This window comes from Saccharopolyspora sp. NPDC002578, assembly GCF_053592695.1.
The window spans coordinates 20,726-45,883 of sequence record NZ_JBSFWJ010000030.1; the positions used below are offsets into that span (position 1 = coordinate 20,726).

A 25,158-nucleotide genomic window follows, 5' to 3' on the forward strand; every position below is an offset into this window, starting at 1 on the left:
AGCCGCCCGCCGGTTCGCGAAGGTTCCGCGGCTGATCACTGGCCACCTCCGGTGACGAGCGGGGCACCGGTGCCACCGAGCGGGAGCACGGGGTCCCCGGCCGCGCCGCCGTTCTGCTGCGCGGGCGGATTCCCCTGCACCTGCGAGAGCAGGTCCGCGATGCTGGAGACGGGTAGCAGCCCGTCGAGCACCGGCTGGATCGCGTTGCAGGCGTCGAGCACGTTGTCCGGCAGCTGCAGCGGGGTGCCCGCGGCCGGTTGGCGGACGAGCTTGCACACGCCGACCAGCGGCGGCTCGTTCAGCTCGTTGATCACCGCGCGGGTGTCCAGGGTTCCGGAGGCCGCGTTGTAGGAGTTCTGCAGGTTGCCCAGGGCCAGCGGCGCGTCCGTCAGCGATTCCGACAGCGCCGCCTTCTGGTTCACCAGCACCTGCGCCACGCCGTTGAGCTGGTCCACATTGGACTTGAGCCCTTCCCGGTTGTCCCGGACGAAGGATTCGACCTTGCCCAGCGCGACGGCCAGTTCCGCCATGGATGCGCCGAGGTCTTCGCGCTCCCCGGCCAGCAGCGAGCTGACCTCCTGCATCTGGGTGTTGAACCGGCGCACCTGCTCGTCGTTGGAGTTGAGCATCGAGGTGAACCGCTGCAGGTTGTCGACGGTCGCGAACAGGTCCTTGCTGCTGCCGGACAGCGTGCTGCCCGCTTGGCCGAGGTGCTGCAACGTGTCGGCGAGCGCTTGGCCGTTGCCGTCGAGGTTCGCGGCCCCGGTGTTGAGCAGGTCGCTGAGCGCGCCGTCCTTGTTCGCCCCGTCCGGGCCGAGCGCGGAGGTGATGTCGTTGAGGCTGCGGTAGACCTCGTCGAGTTCGACGGGCGTCGCGGTGCGCTCCTTCGGGATGACCGCGCCCTCGGGGAGCTTCGGCCCTCCCTTGTAGACGGGAGCGAGCTGCACGTACCGGTCGCTGACGACGCTGGGCGAGACGAGCACCGCGTTGACGTCGGCGGGCACGTCCACGTCGCGGTCCAGCGACATCGTCACGCGCACCGTCCGCCCGTTCGGGGTGACCTCGTCGACGGTGCCCATCGGCACGCCCAGCATCCGCACGTCGCCGCCCGGGTAGACGCCGACGGCCGCGGAGAAGTACGCGGTGACGCGCTTCTCGTTGGCTCCGTAGAACAGCCACCACACGGCGCCGGTGGCCAGCAGCGCGACCGCGCAGGCGATCGCGATCAGGCTGGTGAGGGGTGGTTTCCGGGTGCTCATGGCTTGCAGCCCTCCGGGTTGAGCGGGCCGACGGCGGGCGGAAGCAGGCCGCAGATGTAGGTGTCGAACCAGCGGCCGGTGCCGAGCACGTTGGAGAACACCCTGGTGAACGGCCCGAAGGCCTCGATGCTGCGGCTGAGGTTGTCCTGGTTGCGCTGCAGCATCTTGGTGACCTTGTCCAGCTGGGCCAGGGTCGGGCCGAGCTGCGCGGCGTTGTCGTCGACGAGTCCGCTCAGCTGCGCGGACAGCGCACGGGTGCCGTCGAGCAGCGAGCTGATCTGGTCGCGGCGGTCGCGGATCTCCTCCAGCAGGAGGTTCCCGTCGGCGAGCAGCTTCTCGAACTCCGCGTTGCGGTCGGCGACGGTGCGGGACACGTTCGCGGTGTTCGCCAGCAGCTCCTTGAGCTGCTGGTCGCGCGAGGAGATCGTCTGCGACAGCGCGGAGAGCCCGTTGAGCGCCCCGCGCACGTCGTCCGGGGTGTCGGAGAACGTGTCGGACAACGTGCGGAAGCTGTCGGCGAGCTGCTGGGTGTCGATGCTGCCGACGGTCCGCTGCAGGCCGCTGAACGCTTCGATCACGTCGTAGGGCGCCATCGTGCGGTTCAGCGGGATCGGGTCCGAGGAGGACTGCTCCTCGTCACCGCGCGGGTCCAGCGCCAGGTACTTCTGCCCGAGCAGCGTCTTGATCTTGATCGCGGCCGTGGTGTTGTTCCCGATCCAGGTGTCCTTGACCCGGAACGACACCGCGACGTGATCGCCTTCGAGCTCGACCGAGCTGACGGTGCCGACCTTCACCCCGGCGACCCGGACCTCGTTGTCCGGCACCAGACCGGCGGCCTCGCTGAAGTTCGCCTGGTAGCTGGTGCCGCTGATCAGCGGCAGCCGCTCGAAGTTCATCGCGACGGCGAACCCGATGAGCAGCACCAGGATCCCGGCCACGCCGATCTTCAGCGGATCGCGCTTCTGGAAAGACGTCATGCTTGGCACCTCGGCTGGGTCACCGGCATCAGCGGCAGCGGGATGTTCAGATCACCGATGCCGACCTGGCCGGACAATCCGCACAGGAAGAAGTTGAACCACGCTCCGTGCGTGCCGGTGCGCGTGATGGTGTTCAGCTTGTCCGGCATGTTCTGCAACGTGCGTTCGGTGATCTCTTCGTTGTCGTTGAGGTTCTTGGACAGTTCGCCGAGCCCGGCGATGTCCTGCTGCAACGGCGGCCGCGCTTCGGTGAGCAGTCCGGCGGTGGTGTTGGTGAGGCCGTCCAGCGCGCCCACCGCTTCACCGATGGAGTCGCGGTCCTCGGAGAGACCGGACACGACCTGCTGCAACTGCACGATCAGCCCGGAGAGCTGGTCGTCGCGGGCGTTGACGGTGCCGAGCACCCCGTTGAGGTTGTTGACGACCTCCCCGATCACCTGGTCCTTCGCGGCCAGCGTGGAGGTCAGCGACGCCGTGTGCGCCAGCAGGCTCTGCACCGTGCCGCCCTCGCCCTGCAGGACCTGGATGATCTCGTAGGACAGCTTGTTCACGTCGTCCGGCGACAGCGCCTGGAACAGCGGCTTGAAACCGCCGAGCAGCACCGTGAGGTCCAGCGCGGGTTTGGTCTGCTCCAGCGGGATCGTGCCGCCGGTGGGCAGGTAGTCGTTCGGTGCGCCCGCGCCCTGCTCCAGCGCGAGGTAGCGCTGGCCGACCAGGTTGCGGTACTTGATCGTGGCCCGCACCGACTTGGGCAGCTTGCGCTGCGAGACGTTGAACTCGACCTCCGCGACCCGCCGGTCCACGACGCTGATCTGCTCGATCTGGCCGACCTTCACACCCGAGATCCGCACCTCGTCGCCCTCGTTGAGGGCCGTGGCGTCGGTGAACCGGGCGCTGTAGGACTCCGAGGAGCGCAGGTCGTTGTTCGCGATGGTGATCACCAGGACGCCGCTGGCCAGCACCGTGACGAGCACGAAGATGCCGAACTTGACCAGTGGCCCGAGGATTCCGCGCGCGTTCATCGGTAGCTCACCTCCGCTCCGCGAAGCACCGGTCCGACCAGCAGCGAGCCCCAACCGGGCACGCCCTGGGCGGAGGTGCCCATCGTCGGCGCCAGCACCGTCGAGACCATGTCCCGTTCGGCCGGCGAGTTCTGCAGTCCGAGGTCATCGAGGGCCGGCGCGCTCGCCGACTGCGGCGAGGTGCTCGCCGGGGCCCCACCGCTGGGCAGCAGGCCCTCGTTGCCGGTGCGGGCCGCGGGCGGCGGCACCGAACCGTCGTTGAGCGGACCGTCCGGCGGGTACTGCGGGAACGGCTTGGGGCCGTTGACGAAGTCGTAGCAGCGCGGCCCGCGCTTGTCGCCGTACACCGGCTCGTCCTGGTTCGGGATGTACTTCCCGCGGTTCGGCACGATTTCGAGCGTGATGTGCAGACCCGGCTCCTTGGTGCCGACGCCGAAGGCGTCGTTGATCAGCGGCACGTAGTCGGCCATGCCCTTGAGGAAGCACGGGAACGACGGGGAGTACTTCGCGAGCACGTCCGCGGTGGGCCGCGTCGACTCGCCCAACCTGATGAGGTCGTCGCCGTTGGCTTCCAGGAAACCGGTCGCGTCGTTCGACGTCGTGGTCAGCTGCGAGGTCAGCGACCGCAGGTTCTCCTGCTGGTCCACCAGGGTCCGCGAGGTCACCGACAGATCGCCCAGCGCCTGCAGCACGTCCGGGGCCGCCTGTTCGTAGGTCTCGGCCACGCCCACCAGCTGGCGCAGGTTCTCCTGCAGCTGCGGGACGGACGGGTTGAGCCCCTCGACGTACTGGTTCAGCCGCGTGATCGTGTCGCCGACCTCTTCACCGCGACCGTCGAGCGCCTGGTCCAGCGAATTCAGCGTCACCGCCAGGTCGTCCGGGTGCACCGCCTGCAGCACCGGCATCGTGTCCGCCAGCACCGTCTCCAGTTCCACCGACGCGCGCGTCCGGTCCTGCGAGATCACATCGCCCGCGGCCAGCCGCGTCGACGACGCCTGCTCCGGCACGTCCAGCGACACGTAGCGCTCGCCGAACAACGTCCGCGGCAGCAGCCTCGCCGACACGTTCGCGGGCAGCAGCCGCGCCTTGTCCGGCTCCAGCGCCAAGTGCAGCTCGGCGCCCTCGTCGGTGGGCCGCACCTCGTCGACCCGGCCGATGATCATGCCGTGCGCTTTGACGTCCGACTCGGGCAGCAGCTGGTTCCCGCTGCGCGCGGCCTTGAGCACCACGTCCACGCTGGACTCGAAGGCGCGCTGGTAGGTGGCGATGGTGAAGGCGAAGAACAGCATGATGCACATCAACAGCGACAGACCCAGCAGTCTGCGCCGCGCCGTGAACAATGCGCTGCGAGTACTCATCCCGTGATCCGAACCGTCGTCGTGGTGCCCCAGATCGCGAGGCTGAGGAAGAAGTCGAGCAGAGCGGTCGTCACGATCGCCGTGCGCACCGCGCGCCCCACCGCGATGCCCACCCCTGCCGGGCCGCCGCTGGCGCGGTAGCCGTAGTAGCAGTGCGTCATGATCACCACGACGCTGAAGATGAGCACTTTCAAGAACGACCACAGCACGTCCTCCGGTGGGAGGAACAGGTTGAAGTAGTGGTCGTAGGTACCGGCCGACTGCCCGTAGAGCTGCACCGTCACCGTGCGCGCCGCCAGGTACGAGGTCAGCAGCCCCAGCACGTACAACGGGACCACCGCGACGAACCCGGCCATCACCCGCGTCGTCACCAGGTACGGGAGGCTGGGCACGCCCATGACCTCCAGCGCGTCGATCTCGTCGGAGATCCGCATCGCGCCGAGCTGCGCGGTGAACCCGGAGCCGACCGTGGCCGACAGCGCCAGACCGGCCACCAGGGGCGCGATCTCACGGGTGTTGAAGTACGCCGAGACGAACCCGGCGAACGCCGAGGTGCCCAGCTGGTTCAGCGCCGCGTAGCCCTGCAGGCCCACCACGGTGCCGGTGAACAGCGTCATGCCGATCATCACGCCGACCGTGCCGCCGATCACCGCGAGCGCCCCGCTGCCGAAGCTGACCTCGGTCAGCAGCCGCAGGGTCTCCTTGGCGTAGCGGGTGACCGACTTCGGGATCCAGCCCAGCGTCCGCAGGTAGAACGACATCTGGTCGCCCAGATCGTCGAGCATCTGCAGTGGCCGGCGAGCCACGCTCTTCACGCGCTGCGTCATCGTCGTCATGCCCGCTCACATCCCCTTGGGCGGCACGACCTGGAGGTAGATCGTGGTCAGAATGAAGTTCACCGCGAACAGCAGCAGGAAGGTGATCACCACGGCCTGGTTCACCGCGTCCCCGACGCCCTTCGGGCCGGGCGGCGGGTTCAAGCCGCGGTAGGCCGCGACCACGCCCGCCAGGAAACCGAAGATCAAGGCCTTGAGCTCGCTGATCCACACGTCCGGCAGCTGCGCCAGCGCGTTGAAGCTCGCCATGTAGGCACCGGGCGTACCGCCCTGCATGATCACGTTGAAGAAGTAGCCGCCGAGCACGCCGACGACGCTGACCATGCCGTTGAGCAGCACCGCGACCAGGATCGCCGCCAGCACCCTGGGCACCACGAGGCGCTGCACGACGGAAACGCCGAGCACCTCCATCGCGTCGATCTCGTCGCGGATCTTGCGGGAGCCGAGGTCGGCGCAGATCGCCGAACCACCGGCACCGGCGATCAGCAGGGCCGTCACGATCGGACTGGCCTGCTGGATGATCGCGAGCACGCTCGCGCCACCGGTGAACGACTGGGCGCCGATCTGCCGGGTCAGCGAACCGAGCTGCAGCGCGATGACCGCGCCGAACGGAATCGCCACCAGAGCGGTGGGCATGATCGTCACGCTGGCGATGAACCAGCACTGCTGGATGAACTCGCGGAACTGGAACGGCCGGCGCGGAATGGACCGGATCACGTCCAGTCCCAGTGCGAACAAACGGCCCGTCTCACGCAATCCTCCCGCACCTGGGAAGGATCGTGCGCTTCTCGCCCGCGATCGCGTGGGCGGTGCGCTCACTGCTCACCACCTTTTCGGCGTCCGAACCAACGGCGGCGGGCGCTCACCGGTTCATCATCGGGTTGGAAACCGGACTGGAACGGCGGCTCGCCGCTGCGCGGCCGGGGCCGCGGCGAGGGGCGGGCGTGACCGTGCGCCGGGGCGGATCCTTGCGGACCCGGGTTCGGCGCCGCCGAACCCTGCGGAGCCTGGTTCTGCTGGGGCCGGTTCTGCGGCGCCTGCTGCGGTGCCGCCTGCGGGGCGGGACCGGCGGGCCGGGTGGCCTGCTGCGAGGCGGCCTGCTGCGGCACCCGGGCGACGTCGCCCTGCGGCAGCGAGCCGCTCATCGACGGGGCCTGGGCCGGAGCGACGCCCGCGCGGATGCCGTAGTGCTCGCGCTCCTGGTCGCTCATGCTCTTGAAGATCTGCTGCTGCGCCTCGGGAGTCAGCGAGTGCAGGTTCGCCATCACGCGGTCCTGCCTGCGCCGCACCGCGGTGCGCTCCGGCAGTCCGGGCGAGACGTCGAGCTGCGGGATGATGTCGGGGACGCCCTTGTCGCCTTCGAGCTCGGCGAGCTCCGCGGCCATCTGCCCGGCGTCCTTCTCCTCGCTCATGCCGATCGGGCCCTGCCTGCGGCCGTTGAGGAACTGCTCCACGACCGGCTCGCGCGAGGTCAGCAGCACCTCCCGGGGCCCGTACATCACCAGGTTGCGGCGGAACAGCATCCCGATGTTGTCCGGCACCGTGCGGGCCGTGTTGATGTCGTGCGTGACGATCAGACAGGTCGCGTCGATCTGCGCGTTCAAGTCCACGATCAGCTGGTTCAGGTAGGCCGTGCGCACCGGGTCCAAGCCCGAGTCCGGCTCGTCGAACAGCAGGATCTCCGGGTCCAGCACCAGCGCCCTGGCCAGGCCGGCCCGCTTGCGCATACCACCGGAGATCTCACCGGGCAGCTTCGACTCGGCGCCGATGAGCCCGACCATCTCCATCTTCTCCATGACCACCTGGCGAACCTCGGACTCGTTCTTCCGAGTGTGTTCGCGCAGCGGGAAGGCGATGTTGTCGTACAGGTTCATCGATCCGAACAGCGCGCCGTCCTGGAACAGGACGCCGAACAGCTTCCGGATCTCGTAGAGCTTGCTCTCCGAGCAGTCGCAGACGTCGACGCCGTCGATCACGACTTTGCCCTGCTCCGGCTTGAGGAGTCCCACGAGCGACTTCAGGAACACCGACTTACCGGTGCCCGAAGGTCCCAGCAGCACGCTGATCTCCCCGGTTGGCAGGGTCAGCGACACATCCCGCCAGATGGTCTGCGCGCCGAAGGACTTCGACAAGCCCTCGACCCTGACCTCGACACCCATCCGGCACCTCCGCGTTCCTTCGTTGGCCGCGTTACTCGCTGGCAGCACTCCGCCAGGTGCAGTAGCGCACCCGAATGGGGAGCCTCGCATATGTGACTCGACTAACCGACGTCAGGAGCGTCACACCTATGCAACGAGCGAGACGCGCACAGGTTACTCATGAGTTCACTTGGATTCCCAGAGCAGGACGAAAACCGTTCCGAACTGTCCGAATTCATCGTTCCGCAGACCGAAAAAATCAATGAAATGTGCACGGACGGAAAAATGGCGGACACCCAGAGTGGATGTCCGCCATCGCGTTCCGCACACCGCGTGATCACCGCGGAAACGGCGTGGCGGCGAAAGTGATCCAGTTCTCGGATCACCCGCGAGGATCGTTATCCGATCGATCCGGCCCGGAACGCAGAACGGCCCCGCCGAAGCGGGGCCGTTCGTGAAGTGCGAGCCGTCCGGCCCCGTCCCTGCGGACTCGGAACCGGACGGCGCGAAATCACTTCAGGGAGATCTTGGCGCCGGACTCCTCCAGCTTGGCCTTGGCCTCGTTGGCCTTGTCCTTGTCGACCTTCTCCAGGAGGGCCTTCGGCGCGCCCTCGACGAGCTCCTTGGCCTCCTTCAGGCCCAGACCGGAGACGACCTCGCGGACGACCTTGATGACCTGGATCTTCTTGTCGCCGGCGTCCTCCAGGACGACGTCGAACTCGTCCTGCTCCTCGGCCTCGGCGGCAGCGCCACCGGCGGCCGGGGCGGCCACGGCCGCGACCGGGGCGGCGGCGGTGACGTCGAAGGTCTCCTCGAACTGCTTCACGAACTCGGAGAGCTCGAGCAGGGTCATTTCCTTGAAGACGTCCAGCAGCTCGTCGTTGCTCAGCTTGGCCATGACGGCGTTCCTTTCAGATCTGCGCTCGCCGGGGCGAGCGGTGCGATGTGCGGGCGGGATCCCGGCGCGCGCGGCGTTCCGGGCCGGGACGGATCAGGAGTCCGACTCGGCGCCCTTCTTCTCCTGCAGCGCGGCGGCGAGCCGTGCGACCTGCGATGCCGGGGCTGCGAACAGGCCGGCGGCCTCGGTCAACTTGCCCTTCATCGCGCCGGCCAGCTTGCTCAGGGTGACCTCGCGCGAGTCCAGGTCGGCGATGCGCTCGACCTCGGAAACCGAGATCGCGCGGCCGTCCATGTAGCCGCCCTTGATCACCAGGGCCTGGTGGTCCTTGGCGAAGTCGCGCAGCGCCTTCGCCGCGTCCACCGGCTCGCCCTCGATGAAGGCGATCGCCGTGGGACCGACGAACAGGTCGTCGAGGCCGTCGACCCCGGACTGCTCAGCGGCCCGCTTGACGAGCGTGTTCTTCGCGACGCGGTAGGTCGCGCCCTCGCCGAGGGCGGTGCGCAGCTGCCCCAGCTGCGCCATGGACAACCCGCGGTACTCGGTCACCACGGTGGTGGTCGCGTTGGTGAACCGCTCAGCGATCTCGCCGACCGCGTCGACCTTGTCCTGCTTTGCCATGTCGCCTCCTCTCTTCGAACGACTCGGAATCCGCGGATGGCGGATTCGTAGCCGGTAACCGATCCCGAGGAGACGAAAAACGCCCCGGCGCAGCAGGGCACGGGGCGTACTCAGCACCGGCGCTGCAGAGCGCTCTGGTGCCGCCACGTTCTCCTGCGCGGGCCGCCCGCATCGCAACGGGACCTTCGTTCCTCCCGCCGACGTGCGGCGCGAGGAAAGACCAGCGGTCTTGGGTGGAACTGCGACCAGAGTACGGCAGGCCTCCACCGTCCCGGACAGCACCCCCGCGGCTCACCGGCGGCGATCTCCGGCGAGCCGCTCGCGGCGCGGGCGCGCACGCTCCGGAACCGGCACCGCGCGGCGTCGATCTCGCGGACACCGATCATCGCGCTTGCCCGGCACGGCAAGATGTCAGGCGTGGCCGACCCCAACGAGTCGCACCGCGACGACCGCTCCCCCCGCCCGACGTCCGAGAACGCCCCCGAGGTGGTGGACGCCGAACTGGTCGTGGACCCACCGGACCAGCGCACGCCGCCGGTGAGCGCGACGCCCGACGACGAGCAGCTCCGGCAGTACCAGCAGTTCCTCGAATTCCAGAAGTTCCAGGAGTGGCAGCGCCAGCAGGGCGGCTCCCCCGGCCCCGCCGGGGCGGCCGCGCCCGGCACCGAGGAGGAGCCGCTCACCGCGCCGCGCCCGCCGCGGGGCAGGCCGTGGTGGAAGAAGGCGCTGGGCCTGCTGCGGTTCAAGCTGATCCGGCGGCTCGTCTACATCGTGCTGATCCTGCTGCTGCTCAACTGGGCCATCAGCCACTACTTCGGCGGCAGCGGCGGTGGCGGCGGCGGCAACGGCGGGGCGCCGCCGAACGCCGCGCCGATCACCCCGGAATCCCCGCAGCAGGTGATCCGCGCGCTCTACAACTACGTCGCCCACGATCCCGAGCAGGCCTGCGCGCTGTTCACCGAACCCGGCAAGGCCGCCTTCGCCTACCACTTCCAGAGCGGGGACTGCGCCACCGCGGCCCGCAAGGCCGGCTCGCAGGTCACCGAGCCCAACTCGTTCAGCAGCCCCGGCTTCACCAACGACGTCATGCAGCAGACCGGCGACCAGGCGCTCGTCGACTCCTGCTCGCTGCGGATCTCCGGCGGCCCGCCGCTGGGCGAGTTCCGCATGACCCGGCAGAGCGACGGCGGCTGGCAGATCGACCAGTACCAGCCGACCAGCTGCTCCTGACGCGCGAAAGCGGGCCGCCCCGACAGGGACGGCCCGCTTCGTGGGAACTCAGATCAAGCAGGAGCCTCGGTGAGGTTCCGGGTCAGCGCCGGGTCCACCGGGATGCCGGGGCCCATGGTCGTCGTGAAGGTGATCTTCTTGACGTAGCGGCCCTTGGAGGTGGACGGCTTGGAACGCAGGATCTCGTCCAGCGCGGCCGCGTAGTTCTCCACCAGCTTCTCGGTGTCGAACGAGGCCTTGCCGATGATGAGGTGCAGGTTCGCCTGCTTGTCCACCCGGAAGCTGATCTTGCCGCCCTTGATCTCGTCAACGGCCTTCGTGACGTTCGGGGTGACGGTGCCGGTCTTCGGGTTCGGCATGAGCCCGCGCGGGCCGAGCACGCGCGCGATCTTGCCGACCTTCGCCATCTGGTCCGGGGTGGCGATCGCCGCGTCGAAGTCGAGCCAGCCGCCCTGGATGCGCTCGATCAGATCTTCGGAGCCGACCGCGTCCGCGCCGGCGGCTTCGGCCTCAGCGGCCTTGTCCCCGGTGGCGAACACGATGACCCGGACGGTCTTGCCAGTGCCGTGCGGCAGGTTCACGGTGCCGCGGACCATCTGATCGGCCTTGCGCGGGTCGACGCCCAGTCGCAACGCCACCTCGACGGTGGGGTCCATCTTGACCTTGGCGGTCTTCTTGGCCAGCTCGACGGCCTCCAGCGGCGCGTACAGCCGCGCGCGGTCGACCAGCTCGGCGGCCTGCTGGTATGCCTTGCTGCGCTTAGTCATTCTCTGTCCTTAGAGGTGGATCAGTCGTGGTCGCGTAGGGCTGCGCGAGCCCTCCCACACATGCCGGGTCGTCAGCCTTCGACGGTCAGGCCCATCGACCGGGCGGTGCCGGCGATGATCTTCGAAGCCTGGTCCAGGTCCTTGGCGTTGAGGTCGACCATCTTGGTCTGCGCGATCTCGCGAACCTGGTCCGCGGTCACCTTGCCGACCTTGGACTTGTGCGGCTCACCGCTGCCCTTCTGCACACCCGCGGCCTTGAGCAGCAGCTTCGCCGCCGGCGGGGTCTTGAGGGCGAAGGTGAACGAGCGGTCCTCGAACACGGAGATCTCGACCGGGACCACGTCGCCGCGCTGGCTCTCCGTGGCGGCGTTGTAGGCCTTGCAGAACTCCATGATGTTCACGCCGTGCTGACCCAGCGCCGGGCCGACGGGCGGAGCCGGGTTGGCCTGGCCTGCCGAGATCTGCAGCTTGATGATCGCTGCGAGCTTCTTCTTCTTGGGCGGCATCTCTAGCTTCCTGTGTCTTCGGTGTCCGTTCGCCCGACCCGATCACCGGGCCGGGCACGGGCGGGGACCACGACGGTGGCTTCGCCCGTATCCACGGTAGGTCCTGCCCGGTCCTGCCGTGGCCGCCGGAATCCCCCTGTCGACCCGTCGCGGGACGGCTGCGGGGAGCCGGTCAGATCTTGGAAACCTGGTTGAACGACAGCTCGACCGGCGTCTCCCGGCCGAAGATCGACACCAGCACCTTGAGCTTCTGGTTGTCGGCGTTGACCTCGCTGATCGTCGCGGGCAGCGTGGCGAACGGACCGTCCATGACGGTGATCGACTCGCCGACCTCGAAGTCCACCTCGACCGAGGACTTCGCCGCGGCCGTCGGCTGGGCGGCCTTCTTGCCCTGCTCCGGCTTCGCTTCCTTCTCGGCCTGCGGCGCGAGGAACTTCAGCACGTCGTTGATGCTCAGCGGCGAAGGCTGCGAGGTCGCACCGATGAACCCGGTGACACCCGGGGTGTTGCGGACCGCGCTCCACGAAGCGTCGTTGAGCTCCATGCGCACCAGGATGTAGCCGGGCAGCACCTTGCGCTGCACCAGCTTGCGCTGGCCGTTCTTGATCTCGGTGACCTCTTCGGTGGGCACCTCGACCTGGAAGATGAAGTCCTCGACGTCCAGCGTCTGGGCGCGGGTCTCCAGGTTCGTCTTGACCTTGTTCTCGTAGCCGGCGTACGAGTGCACGACGTACCACTCGCCGGGGGCGCGACGCAGCGCGGCGCGCAGCTCCTCGACCGGGTCCGCCTCCACCTCGTCGGCTTCCTCGGCTTCGGCTTCCTCGCCCGCCGGAGCGTCGTCGGAGTCGTCCGGAGTACCGGCGGATTCCGGGTCGTCGTCGGCGGACTCGGCCGCAGCCGACGTCTCGTCGTCGGCGCCGGTGGCCGCCTCGGTCGAACCGGTGTCCTCGCCGGAGTCGGCGCCGCGAGCGGAGTCGACGTCGTCGGCCTCGGCCGACACCTCGGCCTCGGCCGGCGTACCGGTCCGGGCGGTCAACTCCTGGTCCTCGTGGGAGGTCCCGTCTCCTGAGGTCACAGTGGGTCTCGCTTCCTCTCGTGCGTTATGCGCCGGGTCGATGGCGCGACAGCGGCCCGCTGTTCGCCGCGGGCCGTGGCGCTCAGCCGAACAACCAGAGCACGCCCTTGGCGAACAGCACGTCCAGGCCTGCGACGAACGCCACCAGAATGCTGACGAACACGAGCACCACAAGCGTGTAGGTGATCAGTGCCCGGCGTGTCGGCCAAATGACCTTGCGCAGCTCGGCGACGACCTCGCGCAGGAAGCGCCACACCTTGCGGAACGGCGAGACCCGACCCTTCCGGCCGTCCCGTGCGGGAGTCGGCCGGCCTTTCGACTCAGTTGTGCGGGTGGCACCGGAGTCCGGCCCGCCCGCCCGTTCACCACCCTGCCGGGCGGAAGCACGGGAGGAGCGACGCTCGCGTCGTGCGGCGGCGCTGGAGGGCTGAGCGGCATCGTCCTGCTGCTCGTCCGGCCCCTGCTCGCGGTCGTCGCTCACGCCTGCATCCTCCGCTCACCGTGTGCATCGACGCAGGGGTGACAGGACTCGAACCTGCAACCTGCGGTTTTGGAGACCGCTGCTCTGCCAATTGAGCTACACCCCTTCGCGGCCGTCGGCCGCGACTGAACACACGATACGCCAGCCCCGAATTCGGCCTGCACCGAGCTCGGGTGCGGGTGTACCGGCATCCCAAGACGGGAAGTGTACGGGATCGCTCTGCACCCCCCGCACGCACGCCCCTCTAATCGGAGAACACCGAGGCGGGGAGCGTGCCGCGGCCTTCCGACCTCTGCGAGGATGCTCCCATGGCCGCACCACAAGATCAGTCCGAGCACACGTCGAAGCCGCGGGTCTCCGCCCGCGTCGGAGGGATCAGCGAGTCCGCGACGCTCGCGGTCGACTCGAAGGCGAAGGCGCTCAAAGCCGCCGGGCGGCCGGTCATCGGCTTCGGCGCCGGCGAACCCGACTTCCCCACGCCGCAGCCGATCGTCGACGCCGCCATCGCCGCGTGCTCCGACCCCCGCAACCACCGCTACAGCCCCGCCGCGGGTCTGCCGGAACTGCGGGAGGCGATCGCGGCGAAGACCCTGCGCGACTCCGGCGTGCAGGTCGACCCGAGCCGGGTGCTGGTCACCAACGGCGGCAAGCAGGCCGTCTACCAGGCGTTCGCCGCGCTGCTCGACCCCGGCGACGAGGTCCTGCTGCCCGCGCCGTACTGGACGACCTACCCGGAGGCGATCACGCTCGCCGAGGGCGTTCCGGTGATCGTCCCCACCGACGACGAGTCCGGGTTCCTGGCGACCGTCGACCAGCTCGAAGCCGCGCGCACCCCGCGCACGAAGGTGCTGCTGTTCAACTCCCCGTCCAACCCGACCGGCGCGGTGTACCCGCCGGACCAGGTCAAGGCGATCGGCGAGTGGGCGCTGCGCCACGGCATCTGGGTCATCACCGACGAGATCTACGAGCACCTCGTCTACGGCGCCGCCGAGCACGTCTCGATCACCGCGGCGGTGCCGGAGCTCGCCGACACGTGCGTGGTGCTCAACGGCGTCGCCAAGACCTACGCGATGACGGGCTGGCGCGTCGGCTGGATGATCGCGCCCAGCGATGTGATCAAGGCCGCCACGAACCTGCAGTCGCACCTGTCGTCGAACGTGGCGAACGTGTCGCAGCGCGCCGCGCTGGAAGCCGTGAGCGGGTCGCTGGACGCGGTCGCCGAGATGCGTACCGCGTTCGACCGGCGCCGCCGCACCATCGTCGGGCTGCTCTCCGCGATCCCCGGCGTGACCTGCCCGGAGCCGCAGGGCGCGTTCTACGCGTACCCCTCGGTCAAGGGCCTGCTCGGCAAGGAGATCCGCGGGGTCCGGCCGAGCACCAGCGTGGAGCTCGCCGAGCTGGTGCTGGAGCAGGCCGAGGTCGCCGTGGTGCCGGGTGAGGCGTTCGGCACCCCCGGGTACTTCCGGCTCTCCTACGCGCTCGGCGACGACGACCTCGTCGAAGGCGTCCGCCGCGTCGCCGACCTCCTCGGCGAAGCGCGCTGACCTGAGCCCGCCCGCCCCTCCGGTTCGAACCACCGGAGGGGCGGTCGCGCGTTCAGAGGCCTGTCTTTGTTCTTGAATTTCCAGGTGAGCAGCGTTCGTGGTCGTTGTCCTGTCAGCGGCGAAGCCGCTGAGGTTCCGCCACCCGGCCCACTGCTCAAACCAAGACCAAAGACAGGCGCCCGCGCACGAAGAACGGCCCCGCACGAGGGCTGTGCGGGGCCGTGCGCGCCGATCCGGCTCGCTGCGGGGTGATCACTCCGGGAGGCGCACGAGGGCGCTGGCGCCGCCCAGGACGCCCTGTTCGGCGCTGCGGGCCGTGATGGCGACCTTGACGGTGCCGTCCTCGTTGACCGCGGCGACCTTCCCCGTCAGTTCGAGCAGCGCGCCGACGCCGTCGTCCGGGACGACTACAGGGCGGGTGAACCGCACGCCGTAGTCCACGATCGCCCCCGGATCTCCCGTCCACTCCGACACCAGCCGCCCGGCCAGCGCCATCGTGAACATCCCGTGCGCGATCACGTCCGGCAAGCCCACCTCGGTGGCGAACCGCTCGTTCCAGTGGATCCGGTTGAAGTCCCCGGATGCTCCCGCGTAGCGCACCAGGTCCTCGCGGGTCACCGGGACGTTCAGCGCGGGGAGCTCGTCGCCCTTCGCCACGTCGGACAACCGCACCGTCATACCTGCTCCCCCTGCTCTGCCGTGCCGCGCGCCACCAGCGTCGAGATCGCGGTGCACACCGGCTCTCCGCCGACGGTGGTGATCTCGGCCCGCACCGTGAGGAAGTCGTTGCCCGCGCGGGCCTTGATGTCGTCCACGACCACCACGGTGCGCAGCACGTCCCCGGCCCGGATCGGGCGGTGGTGGGTGAAGCGCTGGTTGCCGTGCACGACCTTGCTGTAGTCGAGGCCGAGCGCCGCGTCGGACACCACGGCGTCGTGCGCGCGCATCGAGAGGATCACGGCGAACGTCGGCGGGGCGATCACGTCCGGATGTCCGGCGGCCTCGGCGGCACCGGCGTCCCGGTGCACCGGGGAGTCGTCCTTGATCGCGTCGGCGAATTCGCGGATCTTCTCGCGGCCGACCTCGTAGGGCTCCGTGGGCGGGTATTCACGCCCGATGAATGACTGGTCTAGCGGCACGGACGCAGGTTACCGATCGTGCCGATCCCAGCCGTCGACAGACGCGCGAAACCCCTCTGCGCATGAAAAACCCGCCGCGGCGGTGCCGGGCGGGTTTCTCGAGTCCAACTGGAGCGCTGCGATCAGCGGGTCTCCTTGTGGGTGCGGTGCGTACCGCAGTTGGGGCAGAACTTCTTCATCGCCAAGCGGTCCGGGTCGTTGCGCCGGTTCTTGTTGGTGATGTAGTTGCGGTTCTTGCACTCTTCGCAGGCCAAGGTGATCTTGGGGCGAACGTCGGTGGCTGCCACAGAGGTGCCCTTCCTCTCTCGTACTGCGTCCTAGGAGGCTCGCTCGACGGACGTGGGCGAACCGATGTGGTAGCGGTGGCCGGACTTGAACCGACGACACAGCGATTATGAGCCGCTTGCTCTACCGACTGAGCTACACCGCCGAGGGAAACCTGTCAGCGTCAGTCACCGAGGTTACCTCATGCAAAACAGCTGCAGCACCCAGATAACCGAGCACCGCAGCTGCTTTCCGAGCCCCAATACGGAATCGAACCGTAGACCTTCTCCTTACCATGGAGACGCTCTGCCGACTGAGCTATTGGGGCATGTCCTTGCGGAGCGATTAGAACTTTACACACCCGCCGAACCGGCTCCGCAGCGGGGGTACCCGTTCGGGGAAACTCCAGTTCAGAGCCGAACCGGAGGCTCCCGGCGCCGAGATCCGCCCGCCGCGGCCGATCAGTGCACGAGTGTGAGCACCGTCTCGGACTTGGGGCCGCGGGCCTTCACGGTCCGGGCCTGCAGCCACGCCTCGAAGCGGTCCTCCGGCAGCGGCCGGGAGATCAGGTAGCCCTGCGCGATGTCGCACCGCATTCCGACGAGCTGGTCCCGGGCCGCGTCGTCCTCGACGCCCTCGGCGACCACGACCAGGTCCAGCGAATGCCCGAGCTCCACGATGGTGCGCACCACGGCCATGTCGCTGAGGTCGGTGCCCATGCCGAGCACGAAACTCTTGTCGATCTTCACCTCGTCCACCGGCAGCGTCCGCAGGTACGCCAGCGAGGAGTAGCCGGTGCCGAAGTCGTCCACGGCCAGCACCACGCCCAGCGCGTGCAGCCGCCGCAGCACCGGCATGGACCGCTCCGGCTCCTCCATCACCGAGGACTCGGTGAGTTCGAAGGTCAGCAGCTCCGGCGGGACGTCGTGGCGCAGCAGCGCCTCCGACACCCGGTCCGGGAAGGACTCGTCGTTGAGGTTGCGCACCGAGAGGTTCACCGCGACCGACATCCGCAGGTCCCGGTCCATCCACTCCCGCACCTTGATCAGCGCGCGTTCCATCACGAAGGACGTGAGCGCGTCGACCAGGCCGGTGGCCTCCACGACCGGGACGAACTCGTCCGGGTCCAGGCGCCCGTACTCCGGGTGCCACCAGCGCACCAGCGCCTCCGCGCCGACGACCTGCCTGCCCGGCAGCGCGACCTTCGGCTGGTAGTGCACCTCGACCTGACCGGTGTCCAGCGCCTGGCGGAACTGGGTGACCAGCTGGAAGCGCCGCAGGAACACCTGGCCCATCGCCGGGGCGTAGCCGCGCACCACGTCCTTCGCGTTGCGCGCGGCGCGCACCGCCACGTCGGCGTGCTGCAGCAGCGTGTCGATGTCGTTCTCGTTCTCCGCGTCGCTCGGCGCCGACGAGGAGTAGCCCGCGACGCCGCCTGCCTCCACGACCAGCCGGTCCAGCGGATAGGACTCGCCGATCACTTCGCAGAGCCGCTCGCCGACCGCGTGCGCCTGCTCCTCGGTGTGATCGCTGAGCAGCACCGCGAACGAGTTGGCCTCCAGCCGTGCCAGCGGCACCTCGGGGCCGAGCTCGCCGAGCATGCGCTGCCCGGCGGCCACCACGATGCGGTCGCCCCAGGTGTAACCGAGCGCCTCGCTGACCGTGGTGAGCAGGTCCAGGTCCACCCGCAGCACCACGGCGGTCCGCCCGGCGCGCAGTTCCTCCGCGGCCATCTCGCGGAAGCCCGCGCGGTTGAGCAGGCCGGTGAGCAGGTCGTGGTAGGCGTCGTGGCGCAACCGCGCCAGCAGCCGCCGGTTGTCCATCGCGGTCGCGAGGTGGCTGGCGAGGGTGTGCAGCAACCGCACGTCGGCGCGGCCGAAACCGCGCCAGCGGCTGACCCGGTCGTGCGCTTCGACGGCGCCGAGCAGCTGGCTCGCTCCGCGCAGCGGCACCACCAGCGACTCGTAGGCGCCGCGCATCCGCAGCGCGCGGCGCACCTCGTCGGGCGCTTCGAGGGTGCGGAAGGAGCGGACGTGGCTGCCGGGCAGTTGCAGCAGCGGGTCGTCGCGCAGGGCGTGCGGCCCGGCGATCCGGGCGGCCTCCGGGAGCGGTTCGCCCGCGACGAGCGTGCTCACCTCGCCGCGCGGGTCGAGGCGCAGCCGCAGCACGACGCGGGTGGCGTTGAGCTGTTCGCGGATGCGTTCGGCGACGGGTTCCCACTCGCTGACGGAGGTGGTGTTCTCCTCCGGTTCGGAGGGGTTGCGCACGGCGGCCTGGCCGGACCGGGCGACGCTGAGGCTCACGTCGCTGAGCGCTTCCAGGTCGCGCTGTTCCCGCAGCAGGCCGGAATAGGCGCGGTAGAGGCCGACGACGGCGACGGCGACCAGGGCCACCAGCAGCCAGCCCCAGCGGGTGCTCTTGGCGACCTCGTAGCCGATCAGCCCGACGGAGGTGTTGAGCAGGCCCACCGCCAGTGTGCGCACCGACAGGCGTCCGGCGGCGCTGACCCGCATCGCGCCGCCGAGCACGTGCAGCGCGGCCAGCGCGAAGGCGCAGCTGATCAGAGGGGAGGTGAGGGTGCCCAGTACCGGCCCGAACCACTCGGGGGCCAGTTCCGGCAGTGCCCGCTGCACCGCGGTGGCGACCGCGAACGGGACCGCGATCTCCAGGCACATCACGCCCGCGTTGTAGACGACGTGGGTCGCGGCGCGGCGGCCGACCTGGGCGCCGAGCCCGGCCAGCAGGTTCGCCGCGAGCACCACTTCGAACGGCGCGGTGAGCAGTCCCAGGATCAGCGGGATCTCGGTGAACGAGATGGTCCAGCCGACGCGCTTCACGTCGACGTCGATGGTGAGCTGCTCGGCGACGAGGAAACCGATGGCCAGCAGCGGGCCGATGTAGAGCAGGCTCGCGTCGTAGCGGAAGTCCAGCCAGGACGAGGTCAGGCCGGAGACCAGCAGCCCCACCAGCAAGGTGCCGAGGGAGAAAGCGGTGAACACCCGCCTGCGCGCCGGATCCACCTCGGCCCGCACCGGCGGACGCGGGGTGTCCAGCGTCGCCTCCGGATCGAGGGTGTGGTGACTCTCGATCATCCACCCTCCTCCTGTCCGGCGACACGAATGTCGCACCGGATTGCCGAGCCGATCGTGACTCACGACGGGCACGATTGGCCAGGGCCGAGTTGCCCGCCGAACGCCGTCAAGATCTTTTTTCCTGGCGCGCGATGTGCGATGGGCGACCTGGCCACCTGCACGGACATCGAACTGACCAGCGCCTTCGACTCCGACCATCCTGGCGGTTCGAATGGCGAGTTGTCGCCGGGAACTCGCGCCGCGCGATGTGAAAAAGGCCGCAGCAACCGATCAGTGACCATGCGGAGAGTATCCATGGAACACGATCAGTGATCACAGTTCCGTCAATCGGAGCAACGGTTCACAGCAAACCTAGTTCGTCTACGTAATCACGCAAGGCACGATCCAGATCGGCCAGCCCCGACTCCTCCGTCGGCAGGTGTCCGGCCCCGTGCAACGAGGCGAACCGACCGGCCGCGCCGAGCCGGTCGAAGAACTCGCGGGACAACCGCGGCGGCGTCCAGCGATCTTCCGCCGGGTGGGCCAGCAGCACCGGTGGCCCCGCGTAGTCCTCCGGTTCCGCCGCCGGGGCGGAGAGCAGGAAACTGCGCAGGAATCCCAGAGACATCCAATTCCCGCCGCCCAGCGGGTCCGCCCAGATCGCGTGCGCGAACTGGGCGTGGTTCGACATCGCGGCGATGTTCACCAACCACCGAACCGGCGCCCACGCCGGTGGCAGCGGCATCGGCAACGAGCCCGGCAGCAGCCCGAGCAGCCCGACCCACCGGCCCAGCTCCGGGGTGGTCGCCAGCATCCGGCGCACGTCTTCCCGGCGCGGATCCGCGAGCCCGGTCGCGACCACTCCCGCGATCGAGCCGTCGGTGCCTGCGCGTGCGGCGACGTCGTAGGCCAGCCGCCCAGCGGACCCCACCCCCATCAGGACGATGGGGCGCTGATCCGTTCGCCGCTCCGCCGCGACGAGGTCGGTCACACAACGCAGCCAGCCGTCGTAGGTCACCTGCCGCAGACCGCTGGCGGTGAGCCCGAAACCGGGCAGGTCGGGCGCGAGGAACTCCAGATCGGCGAGCGCGGGCAGCCTGCCGTACGGCATCAGCATCCGGCCGTAGCCGCCGATGCCGTGCAGCGCGATGAGCTTCGCCGGGGCTTGCGGGCGCGGGATCCGATCCAGGTGCACCCGTCTGCCGCGCCAGGACCACCAGCTCTCCACCGGGAGGCCGTCGCCGGTCAACGCGGCGGGCTCCCCGTCCGGACCGCGACCCGGGTCGCCGTCGAAGCTGAGTCCGCTCGGGAAGTACTCCTGGTAGCGGAGCCAATGCCGGTGCTCCGCGTAGGTGGGACCGACGACGATGTCGGATCCTGGTTCGGAAACTGCTCGCACACCTCGAAAATACGGAGTGGCCGACCCGATGCGCATCAGCCATGAGCAGGCACGCTACTGGTTCAGCGCGGCGCGAGTGGCCCGGTTGGCGACGGCCGACCCGGGTGCTCGGCCGCACCTCGTGCCGGTGACGTTCGCGGTCGACGGGGACGTGGTGGTGACCGCCGTCGACCACAAGCCGAAATCGACCACGTCCTTGCGCCGGCTCCGCAACATCGAGCAGAACCCGCAGGTCACGTTGCTGGCCGACGAGTACTCCGAGGATTGGGAGCAGTTGTGGTGGGCGCGCGCGGACGGCATCGCCGAGCTCGCCCCGGCCGCGTCGCACCCGGAGTCGGTCGAGGCGCTCGCCGCCAAGTACGAGCAGTACCGGCAGCGCCCACCGCACCTGACGCTCATCGTCGTGCGGGTCCGGCGCTGGAGCGGCTGGAGCGCCAGCGGTGATCACTCTCACGGTTAACCGGAGCGAGCGCTGCGATCGGCCGACGAAATCCACCCGTTCGCTACCTCCGGTGCGTCCGACCGCCATCGAATCCACCTCACCCCAGCAAGTAGAAGCGGTGGCCCTGGTCGTCCGCGCACGTGGCGAGGCGCCCGTACGGCATGTCCTGCGCTTCACCCGCCTCACCACCGTGTTCCCGCACCCGGTCGAGAGCCGCGTCGAGATCGTCGACTCGGAAGCACAAGTGCACGTCGTGGGGCTGCCCGCCGTGCAATCCGGCCATGGGCCGCACGCCCTCGATCTGCCAGCCGTCCGCGACGCCGCCCGCCGCGAACCGCCACCCGAGCACGGCGCCGTAGAACGCCTTCGCGCGCGCCGAGTCCGGTGTGGCGATGGTGAGGTAGTCGATGTCGCCGTGCCGCGATTCCCGTGGAGGTTCCGGCGCTCGCGCAAGGTCAGTGCCGCCTGGTGGTGCGGGCCGAGTCTGCCCAGCACCTCTCGCGCCCACAGCCGCACGTCTCCTCGTCGTACCGACCGAGCTAGCGCTGCCGCGGGATCCGGTTGCGCCTGCGGTCGCCTCACGCCCTCATAGTCGTTCGGGAAGGTGCTGCTCCGACGCCCTTCGAGTGACGTCACGCGGGCACCGGAGGCGCGACCCGTTCCGAACGGCCTCGTAAGCTGCCGCACGTGTCGGAAGAGCAGGTGCCCACGAACGAGCTGTCCCGCTTGGCGGTCGCGTTGGACGTCGTGGACGCGCGGGCCGAGCTCAACCACCGCTACCGGCGGCTGATCACCGACTCGCGGGCGGCGCTGGAGGGCTCGCAGGTCCGGCTCACCCAGGCCCGCGGGATCGCGAAGAAGCTGATGGTGCTGGTGAAAGCCGCCGGACCCGAGTTCGTCGACGGGCTCCCGGAAGCCGAGCGGACCGCGGTGCGGGACGGACTCGCCCAGGCGGACGTCCTGATCTACCGGGGTTGATCACCCCGCGGCGAAGCGGTCGGTGACCGCGACCAGCTCCGCCGCCACCGCGCCACCGCCGTGCCCGGCGTCGTCGATGAGCCGCAGATCCGCGTCCGGCCAGGCCCGCGCCAGCCGCCAGGCGATGTCCGGAGGACTGCTGACGTCCCGCCTCCCGTGCACCAGCACCCCCGGGATTCCGGCGAGCCGCTGCGCGCCCCGCAGCAGTTCGCCGTCCTCGAACCACGCGCCGTGCCGCCAGTAGTGCGTGACCAGCCGCGCGAACGTCATCCGGAAGTCCGGGTCGTCGTAGCGGGAATCCGGACGCGCGTGCCCCACCTCGACGTGCGCCTCCTCCCACCGGCACCAGTCCCGCGCGGCCCGCGCCCGCACCGCCGGGTCCGGGGCGTGCAGCAACCGGTCGTAGGCGTCGACGAGCCGCCCGTCCCGCTCCGCCTCGGGAACTCCGGCGCGGAACCGGTCCCACTGCTCGGGGAACACGCGCGCCATGTCCTGCGTGATCCATTCGACCTCGCGGTGGGTCGTCGTGCAGACGCTGAACAGCACCAGTTCTGTGACGCGCTCCGGGTTCCGCTGCGCGTACGCCAAGCCGAGCGTCGAGCCCCACGAGCCGCCGAACACCATCCAGCGCTCGACACCGAGGTGGTCCCGCAGCAGTTCGACGTCCGCGAGCAGGTGGTGCGTGGTGTTCGTGGCCAGGTCGGCGCCCGGTTCGCCGGCGAGCGGCGTGCTGCGCCCGCAGCCGCGCTGGTCGAACAGCACGATCCGGTAGGCGTCCGGATCGAAGTAGCGCCGCCACCCCGGCGTGCACCCCGACCCGGGTCCGCCGTGCAGCACCACGACCGGTTTCCCATCCGGATTCCCGCAGCACTCCCAGTGCACGGAGTGGCCGTCACCGACGTCGAGCCGTCCGCTCGCGTGGGGTTCGATCTCGGGGTACATGGTCCCTCCCGGCACGGACGCTACCGAGAGCGCCCGGACCGCGGCAGCGGCCGATCAGGGCGGAATTCGCACTGTCGTTCGCAGCCCCGCACCCCGCATACTTCGAGTGCTCGACATCTGAGAAGAGGAGGTTCCGGTGAGCCCGGAACGGCAGTCGCACATGGATCTGGCAGGCCTCACCGGCGACCCGGACACGAACGGCCCCAACGCGGCCCGGATGTACGACTACTACCTGGGCGGTTCGGCGAACTTCGCGGTGGACCGCGCAGCCGCGGAGGAGCAGATCGCGACGCTGCCCAGCGTGGCCACCACGGCACGTGCGAACCGGGCGTTCCTCGGCCGCGCGGTGCGGCTGTGCCTGGACCTCGGCGTGAACCAGTTCCTCGACCTCGGCTCCGGCGTCCCCACCGTGGGCAACGTGCACGAGATCGCGCACCAGATCGACCCGACCGCGCGGATCGCCTACGTGGACCGCGAACCGATCGCCGTCGCCCACGCCCGCCGCCTGCTGCGCGACGAGCCCCGGGTCTCGGTCACCCAAGCCGATCTGACCGCCCCTCGGACGGTGCTCACCGCGCCGGGCGTGACCGAGCTGCTGGACTTCACCCGGCCCGTCGCCGTGCTCGCGATCAGCGTGCTGCACTTCGTGCGCGACGAGCAGGACCCGGCGGCGATCCTCGCGACCTACCGCGACGCCTGCGTCTCCGGGAGCGTGCTCGCGCTGTCGCACACCACGATCGAGAACCTCGCCCCCGCCACCGTCGACCGCGGTCTGGCCATCTACCAGCGCACCTCCACGCCGGTGATCCCCCGGCCGCTTTCCGCGGCGCCCGCGCTGCTCACGGGCTACGAGGTCCTCGAACCCGGCCCGGTCCGCGTCACCGCGTGGCGCCCCGACGTCGACCCCGACGCCTCCGAACCCGTCGCCAACACCTGGGCCGCATTCGGCATCCTCCCCTGAGCCCGGCCCCGCGATTCACGGAAACCCCGCATTTTCGAGCGCCACGAAAACGCCGCGAAATAGGGCCACCGCACTAGTCGGAACACCATTTCCTCCGCATTCGGCACTCGGATCCAGCCAAGGCACGAGCAAGGGAGCTCGCCGCCACCTGCCACCGCGGCACGGCACCGTGTTCGAGGGTCGACCGTCCGCGGAGACCGAGGTCGCGGCGGCGCGCGAGCGGGTCGCGACCTGCTGCACGACCGGCGCCGCCTCGCGACGCCTACCAGTGAGAGCAGCTCGAAGCAACCGCACTTGGTGCCGGACGGAATTGCCCGTGTGAAAAGATCGGCGGCATGGGAAACAACGTCTACTTCGACATCACGATCAACGGCGAGCAGGCCGGCCGAATCACCTTCCAGCTGTTCGACGACACCGTCCCCAAGACGGCGCAGAACTTCCGCGAACTGGCGACCGGCCAGCACGGCTTCGGCTACCAGGGCTCCGGCTTCCACCGCGTCATCCCCCAGTTCATGCTGCAGGGCGGTGACTTCACGGCGGGCAACGGCACCGGCGGCAAGAGCATCTGGGGCGGCAAGTTCGACGACGAGAACTTCAGCATCAAGCACACCAAGCCCGGCCAGCTGTCCATGGCCAACGCGGGCAAGAACACCAACGGCTCCCAGTTCTTCATCACCACCATCGCCACCACCTGGCTGGACGGCAAGCACGTCGTCTTCGGCGAGGTCGTCGACGGCCTGGACCTCGTGACGAAGATCGAGAAGCTGGGTTCGCAGAGCGGCACCCCCCAGGCCGACATCAAGATCGCCGAGTCCGGCGTCCTCTGATCCCGCACCGACGCGCGAGCAACCGCGCGCCCCGCCGGTCTCGGCCCGACACCGGGCCGAGACCCGCTCGGGGACTGGTCTGCGGCTTCAGCACGGAACCCCGTCAACCCGAGCCGACCTGAGCACAACGCACAACGCCCGATGAACATGTTCTTGCAGTTCACCGGCCCCTTGTGGCTGACGTAGGATTCGAACCTCCGAAACGTGCGCCGCTGATTCACAGCGCCGCCCAGCGAACCGCGTCGAACAGCCGCGCTCCTCTCTCAACGAGACCGAACTGAGCGCCAATCGGGGCGTCCGCGGTAGTTCCAGCAGCGGGCGTGACCGCGCACATCACGCCCGTCCACGTCGCTTCCGCCTTCCTAGCTCGATCAGACTTGCGCCCAACAAGAGCACGGCAAGGATTGCAAGCCCCCACAAGAC

25 protein-coding genes, 3 tRNA genes and 1 pseudogene are annotated in these 25,158 nt (G+C 69.4%); 6 read left to right on the top strand and 23 right to left on the bottom strand.

Annotated features, from left to right (window positions below):
- Positions 1-35 precede the first annotated feature (35 nt).
- From ACWD38_RS16090 to rplJ, 9 genes and pseudogenes are all read right to left on the bottom strand, one after another.
- Positions 36-1,259 carry an MCE family protein gene (locus ACWD38_RS16090; RefSeq protein WP_450124354.1) on the bottom strand — a complete coding sequence of 408 codons (1,224 nt, stop codon included), beginning with the start codon at positions 1,257-1,259 and terminating at the stop codon, positions 36-38.
- Positions 1,256-2,236 carry an MCE family protein gene (locus ACWD38_RS16095; protein WP_184476279.1) on the bottom strand — a complete coding sequence of 327 codons (981 nt, stop codon included), beginning with the start codon at positions 2,234-2,236 and terminating at the stop codon, positions 1,256-1,258. The genes ACWD38_RS16090 and ACWD38_RS16095 overlap by 4 nt, the downstream gene beginning before the upstream one ends.
- A complete protein-coding gene (locus ACWD38_RS16100; RefSeq protein ID WP_184476276.1) occupies positions 2,233-3,258 on the bottom strand; it encodes an MCE family protein in 1,026 nt (341 codons plus the stop codon). The genes ACWD38_RS16095 and ACWD38_RS16100 overlap by 4 nt, the downstream gene beginning before the upstream one ends.
- Positions 3,255-4,616: an MCE family protein gene (locus tag ACWD38_RS16105; protein ID WP_184476272.1), complete on the bottom strand. Its 1,362-nt coding sequence runs from the start codon at positions 4,614-4,616 to the stop codon at positions 3,255-3,257. Before ACWD38_RS16105 ends, ACWD38_RS16100 begins: the two co-directional genes overlap by 4 nt.
- Positions 4,613-5,443 (bottom strand): MlaE family ABC transporter permease, encoded by an 831-nt coding sequence (locus tag ACWD38_RS16110; RefSeq protein WP_425503597.1) that lies wholly within the window; start codon positions 5,441-5,443, stop codon positions 4,613-4,615. The genes ACWD38_RS16105 and ACWD38_RS16110 overlap by 4 nt, the downstream gene beginning before the upstream one ends.
- A gap of 15 nt (positions 5,444-5,458) precedes the next feature.
- Positions 5,459-6,271 carry an MlaE family ABC transporter permease gene (locus ACWD38_RS16115; RefSeq protein WP_184476267.1) on the bottom strand — a complete coding sequence of 271 codons (813 nt, stop codon included), beginning with the start codon at positions 6,269-6,271 and terminating at the stop codon, positions 5,459-5,461.
- A 194-nt stretch (positions 6,272-6,465) separates the two neighbouring features.
- Positions 6,466-7,611 (bottom strand): annotated as a pseudogene (locus ACWD38_RS16120) (ABC transporter ATP-binding protein); the annotation flags it as partial.
- 490 nt (positions 7,612-8,101) lie between these two features.
- On the bottom strand, positions 8,102-8,488 hold the full coding sequence (gene rplL, locus ACWD38_RS16125; protein ID WP_184476260.1) for a 50S ribosomal protein L7/L12: 387 nt from the start codon (positions 8,486-8,488) through the stop codon (positions 8,102-8,104).
- A gap of 93 nt (positions 8,489-8,581) precedes the next feature.
- The gene (gene rplJ / locus ACWD38_RS16130) at positions 8,582-9,109 is read right to left on the bottom strand and encodes a 50S ribosomal protein L10 (protein ID WP_184476256.1); all 528 of its coding nucleotides are present in this window, start codon (positions 9,107-9,109) and stop codon (positions 8,582-8,584) included.
- A 417-nt stretch (positions 9,110-9,526) separates the two neighbouring features.
- Between rplJ and ACWD38_RS16135 the strand changes: the two genes are divergently transcribed.
- A complete protein-coding gene (locus ACWD38_RS16135; protein WP_184476253.1) occupies positions 9,527-10,339 on the top strand; it encodes a hypothetical protein in 813 nt (270 codons plus the stop codon).
- A 53-nt stretch (positions 10,340-10,392) separates the two neighbouring features.
- On the opposite strand, the gene rplA is transcribed toward ACWD38_RS16135, so the two are convergent.
- From rplA to ACWD38_RS16160, 5 genes are all read right to left on the bottom strand, one after another.
- The gene (gene rplA, locus ACWD38_RS16140; RefSeq protein ID WP_184476250.1) at positions 10,393-11,106 is read right to left on the bottom strand and encodes a 50S ribosomal protein L1; all 714 of its coding nucleotides are present in this window, start codon (positions 11,104-11,106) and stop codon (positions 10,393-10,395) included.
- Between the two features lie 71 nt (positions 11,107-11,177).
- Positions 11,178-11,612: a 50S ribosomal protein L11 gene (gene rplK, locus ACWD38_RS16145; RefSeq protein WP_184476247.1), complete on the bottom strand. Its 435-nt coding sequence runs from the start codon at positions 11,610-11,612 to the stop codon at positions 11,178-11,180.
- Positions 11,613-11,784: 172 nt separating this feature from the next.
- The gene (gene nusG, locus ACWD38_RS16150; protein WP_450124362.1) at positions 11,785-12,648 is read right to left on the bottom strand and encodes a transcription termination/antitermination protein NusG; all 864 of its coding nucleotides are present in this window, start codon (positions 12,646-12,648) and stop codon (positions 11,785-11,787) included.
- A gap of 121 nt (positions 12,649-12,769) precedes the next feature.
- Positions 12,770-13,168, bottom strand: a complete 399-nt coding sequence (gene secE, locus ACWD38_RS16155) for a preprotein translocase subunit SecE (RefSeq protein WP_184476244.1) — start codon at positions 13,166-13,168, stop codon at positions 12,770-12,772.
- A gap of 33 nt (positions 13,169-13,201) precedes the next feature.
- A tRNA-Trp gene (locus tag ACWD38_RS16160) sits at positions 13,202-13,274 on the bottom strand.
- 202 nt (positions 13,275-13,476) lie between these two features.
- Here ACWD38_RS16160 and ACWD38_RS16165 point away from each other — a divergent pair.
- A complete protein-coding gene (locus ACWD38_RS16165; protein ID WP_450124355.1) occupies positions 13,477-14,712 on the top strand; it encodes a pyridoxal phosphate-dependent aminotransferase in 1,236 nt (411 codons plus the stop codon).
- Positions 14,713-14,964: 252 nt separating this feature from the next.
- Here the strand turns inward: ACWD38_RS16165 and ACWD38_RS16170 are convergent, their stop codons facing one another.
- From ACWD38_RS16170 to ACWD38_RS16200, 7 genes are all read right to left on the bottom strand, one after another.
- A complete protein-coding gene (locus ACWD38_RS16170) occupies positions 14,965-15,390 on the bottom strand; it encodes a MaoC family dehydratase (RefSeq protein WP_184476238.1) in 426 nt (141 codons plus the stop codon).
- Entirely contained in the window at positions 15,387-15,851 is a 465-nt protein-coding gene (locus ACWD38_RS16175; RefSeq protein ID WP_184476235.1) for an FAS1-like dehydratase domain-containing protein, read from the bottom strand. The genes ACWD38_RS16170 and ACWD38_RS16175 overlap by 4 nt, the downstream gene beginning before the upstream one ends.
- Before the next feature lie 122 nt (positions 15,852-15,973).
- Positions 15,974-16,138, bottom strand: coding sequence for a 50S ribosomal protein L33 (gene rpmG, locus ACWD38_RS16180; RefSeq protein WP_184476231.1), 165 nt, complete (start codon positions 16,136-16,138; stop codon positions 15,974-15,976).
- 67 nt (positions 16,139-16,205) lie between these two features.
- Positions 16,206-16,281, bottom strand: a tRNA-Met gene (locus ACWD38_RS16185).
- 89 nt (positions 16,282-16,370) lie between these two features.
- A tRNA-Thr gene (locus ACWD38_RS16190) sits at positions 16,371-16,443 on the bottom strand.
- Between the two features lie 133 nt (positions 16,444-16,576).
- Positions 16,577-19,207 (bottom strand): putative bifunctional diguanylate cyclase/phosphodiesterase, encoded by a 2,631-nt coding sequence (locus ACWD38_RS16195; protein WP_184476228.1) that lies wholly within the window; start codon positions 19,205-19,207, stop codon positions 16,577-16,579.
- A 340-nt stretch (positions 19,208-19,547) separates the two neighbouring features.
- A complete protein-coding gene (locus tag ACWD38_RS16200; protein WP_343071159.1) occupies positions 19,548-20,585 on the bottom strand; it encodes an alpha/beta hydrolase in 1,038 nt (345 codons plus the stop codon).
- 28 nt (positions 20,586-20,613) lie between these two features.
- Here ACWD38_RS16200 and ACWD38_RS16205 point away from each other — a divergent pair, with 28 nt between their 5' ends.
- Complete coding sequence (locus ACWD38_RS16205; RefSeq protein WP_450124356.1) at positions 20,614-21,045, top strand: TIGR03668 family PPOX class F420-dependent oxidoreductase; 432 nt, start codon at positions 20,614-20,616, stop codon at positions 21,043-21,045.
- Between the two features lie 79 nt (positions 21,046-21,124).
- Here the strand turns inward: ACWD38_RS16205 and ACWD38_RS16210 are convergent, their stop codons facing one another.
- Positions 21,125-21,535 carry a VOC family protein gene (locus ACWD38_RS16210; RefSeq protein WP_450124357.1) on the bottom strand — a complete coding sequence of 137 codons (411 nt, stop codon included), beginning with the start codon at positions 21,533-21,535 and terminating at the stop codon, positions 21,125-21,127.
- Positions 21,536-21,714: 179 nt separating this feature from the next.
- On the opposite strand from ACWD38_RS16210, the gene ACWD38_RS16215 reads away from it, so the two are divergent.
- Positions 21,715-22,005, top strand: coding sequence for a hypothetical protein (locus ACWD38_RS16215; protein WP_343071158.1), 291 nt, complete (start codon positions 21,715-21,717; stop codon positions 22,003-22,005).
- Here ACWD38_RS16215 and pip read toward each other — a convergent pair whose 3' ends face one another.
- Positions 22,006-22,947, bottom strand: coding sequence for a prolyl aminopeptidase (gene pip / locus ACWD38_RS16220; RefSeq protein ID WP_450124358.1), 942 nt, complete (start codon positions 22,945-22,947; stop codon positions 22,006-22,008). It lies immediately after the preceding gene.
- 136 nt (positions 22,948-23,083) lie between these two features.
- On the opposite strand from pip, the gene ACWD38_RS16225 reads away from it, so the two are divergent.
- Both ACWD38_RS16225 and ACWD38_RS16230 read left to right on the top strand, forming a co-directional pair.
- Positions 23,084-23,908, top strand: coding sequence for an SAM-dependent methyltransferase (locus tag ACWD38_RS16225; protein WP_450124359.1), 825 nt, complete (start codon positions 23,084-23,086; stop codon positions 23,906-23,908).
- Between the two features lie 335 nt (positions 23,909-24,243).
- Positions 24,244-24,735 carry a peptidylprolyl isomerase gene (locus ACWD38_RS16230; RefSeq protein WP_184476214.1) on the top strand — a complete coding sequence of 164 codons (492 nt, stop codon included), beginning with the start codon at positions 24,244-24,246 and terminating at the stop codon, positions 24,733-24,735.
- The last annotated feature ends 423 nt before the right edge of the window (positions 24,736-25,158 follow it).

Excerpts from the sequence above, each read along its gene's own strand:
- ACWD38_RS16105 (WP_184476272.1), bottom strand. The coding sequence starts at position 4,616 with ATGAGTACTCGCAGCGCATTGTTCACGGCGCGGCGCAGACTGCTGGGT.
- ACWD38_RS16205 (WP_450124356.1), top strand. The coding sequence starts at position 20,614 with ATGCGCATCAGCCATGAGCAGGCACGCTACTGGTTCAGCGCGGCGCGA.
- ACWD38_RS16230 (WP_184476214.1), top strand. The coding sequence starts at position 24,244 with ATGGGAAACAACGTCTACTTCGACATCACGATCAACGGCGAGCAGGCC.
- ACWD38_RS16095 (WP_184476279.1), bottom strand. The coding sequence starts at position 2,236 with ATGACGTCTTTCCAGAAGCGCGATCCGCTGAAGATCGGCGTGGCCGGG.
- pip (WP_450124358.1), bottom strand. The coding sequence starts at position 22,947 with ATGTACCCCGAGATCGAACCCCACGCGAGCGGACGGCTCGACGTCGGT.
- rplJ (WP_184476256.1), bottom strand. The coding sequence starts at position 9,109 with ATGGCAAAGCAGGACAAGGTCGACGCGGTCGGCGAGATCGCTGAGCGG.
- rplL (WP_184476260.1), bottom strand. The coding sequence starts at position 8,488 with ATGGCCAAGCTGAGCAACGACGAGCTGCTGGACGTCTTCAAGGAAATG.
- rplK (WP_184476247.1), bottom strand. The coding sequence starts at position 11,612 with ATGCCGCCCAAGAAGAAGAAGCTCGCAGCGATCATCAAGCTGCAGATC.
- ACWD38_RS16195 (WP_184476228.1), bottom strand. The coding sequence starts at position 19,207 with ATGATCGAGAGTCACCACACCCTCGATCCGGAGGCGACGCTGGACACC.
- ACWD38_RS16170 (WP_184476238.1), bottom strand. The coding sequence starts at position 15,390 with ATGACGGTGCGGTTGTCCGACGTGGCGAAGGGCGACGAGCTCCCCGCG.
- ACWD38_RS16165 (WP_450124355.1), top strand. The coding sequence starts at position 13,477 with ATGGCCGCACCACAAGATCAGTCCGAGCACACGTCGAAGCCGCGGGTC.
- ACWD38_RS16090 (WP_450124354.1), bottom strand. The coding sequence starts at position 1,259 with ATGAGCACCCGGAAACCACCCCTCACCAGCCTGATCGCGATCGCCTGC.
- ACWD38_RS16100 (WP_184476276.1), bottom strand. The coding sequence starts at position 3,258 with ATGAACGCGCGCGGAATCCTCGGGCCACTGGTCAAGTTCGGCATCTTC.
- ACWD38_RS16110 (WP_425503597.1), bottom strand. The coding sequence starts at position 5,443 with ATGACGCAGCGCGTGAAGAGCGTGGCTCGCCGGCCACTGCAGATGCTC.
- rplA (WP_184476250.1), bottom strand. The coding sequence starts at position 11,106 with ATGACTAAGCGCAGCAAGGCATACCAGCAGGCCGCCGAGCTGGTCGAC.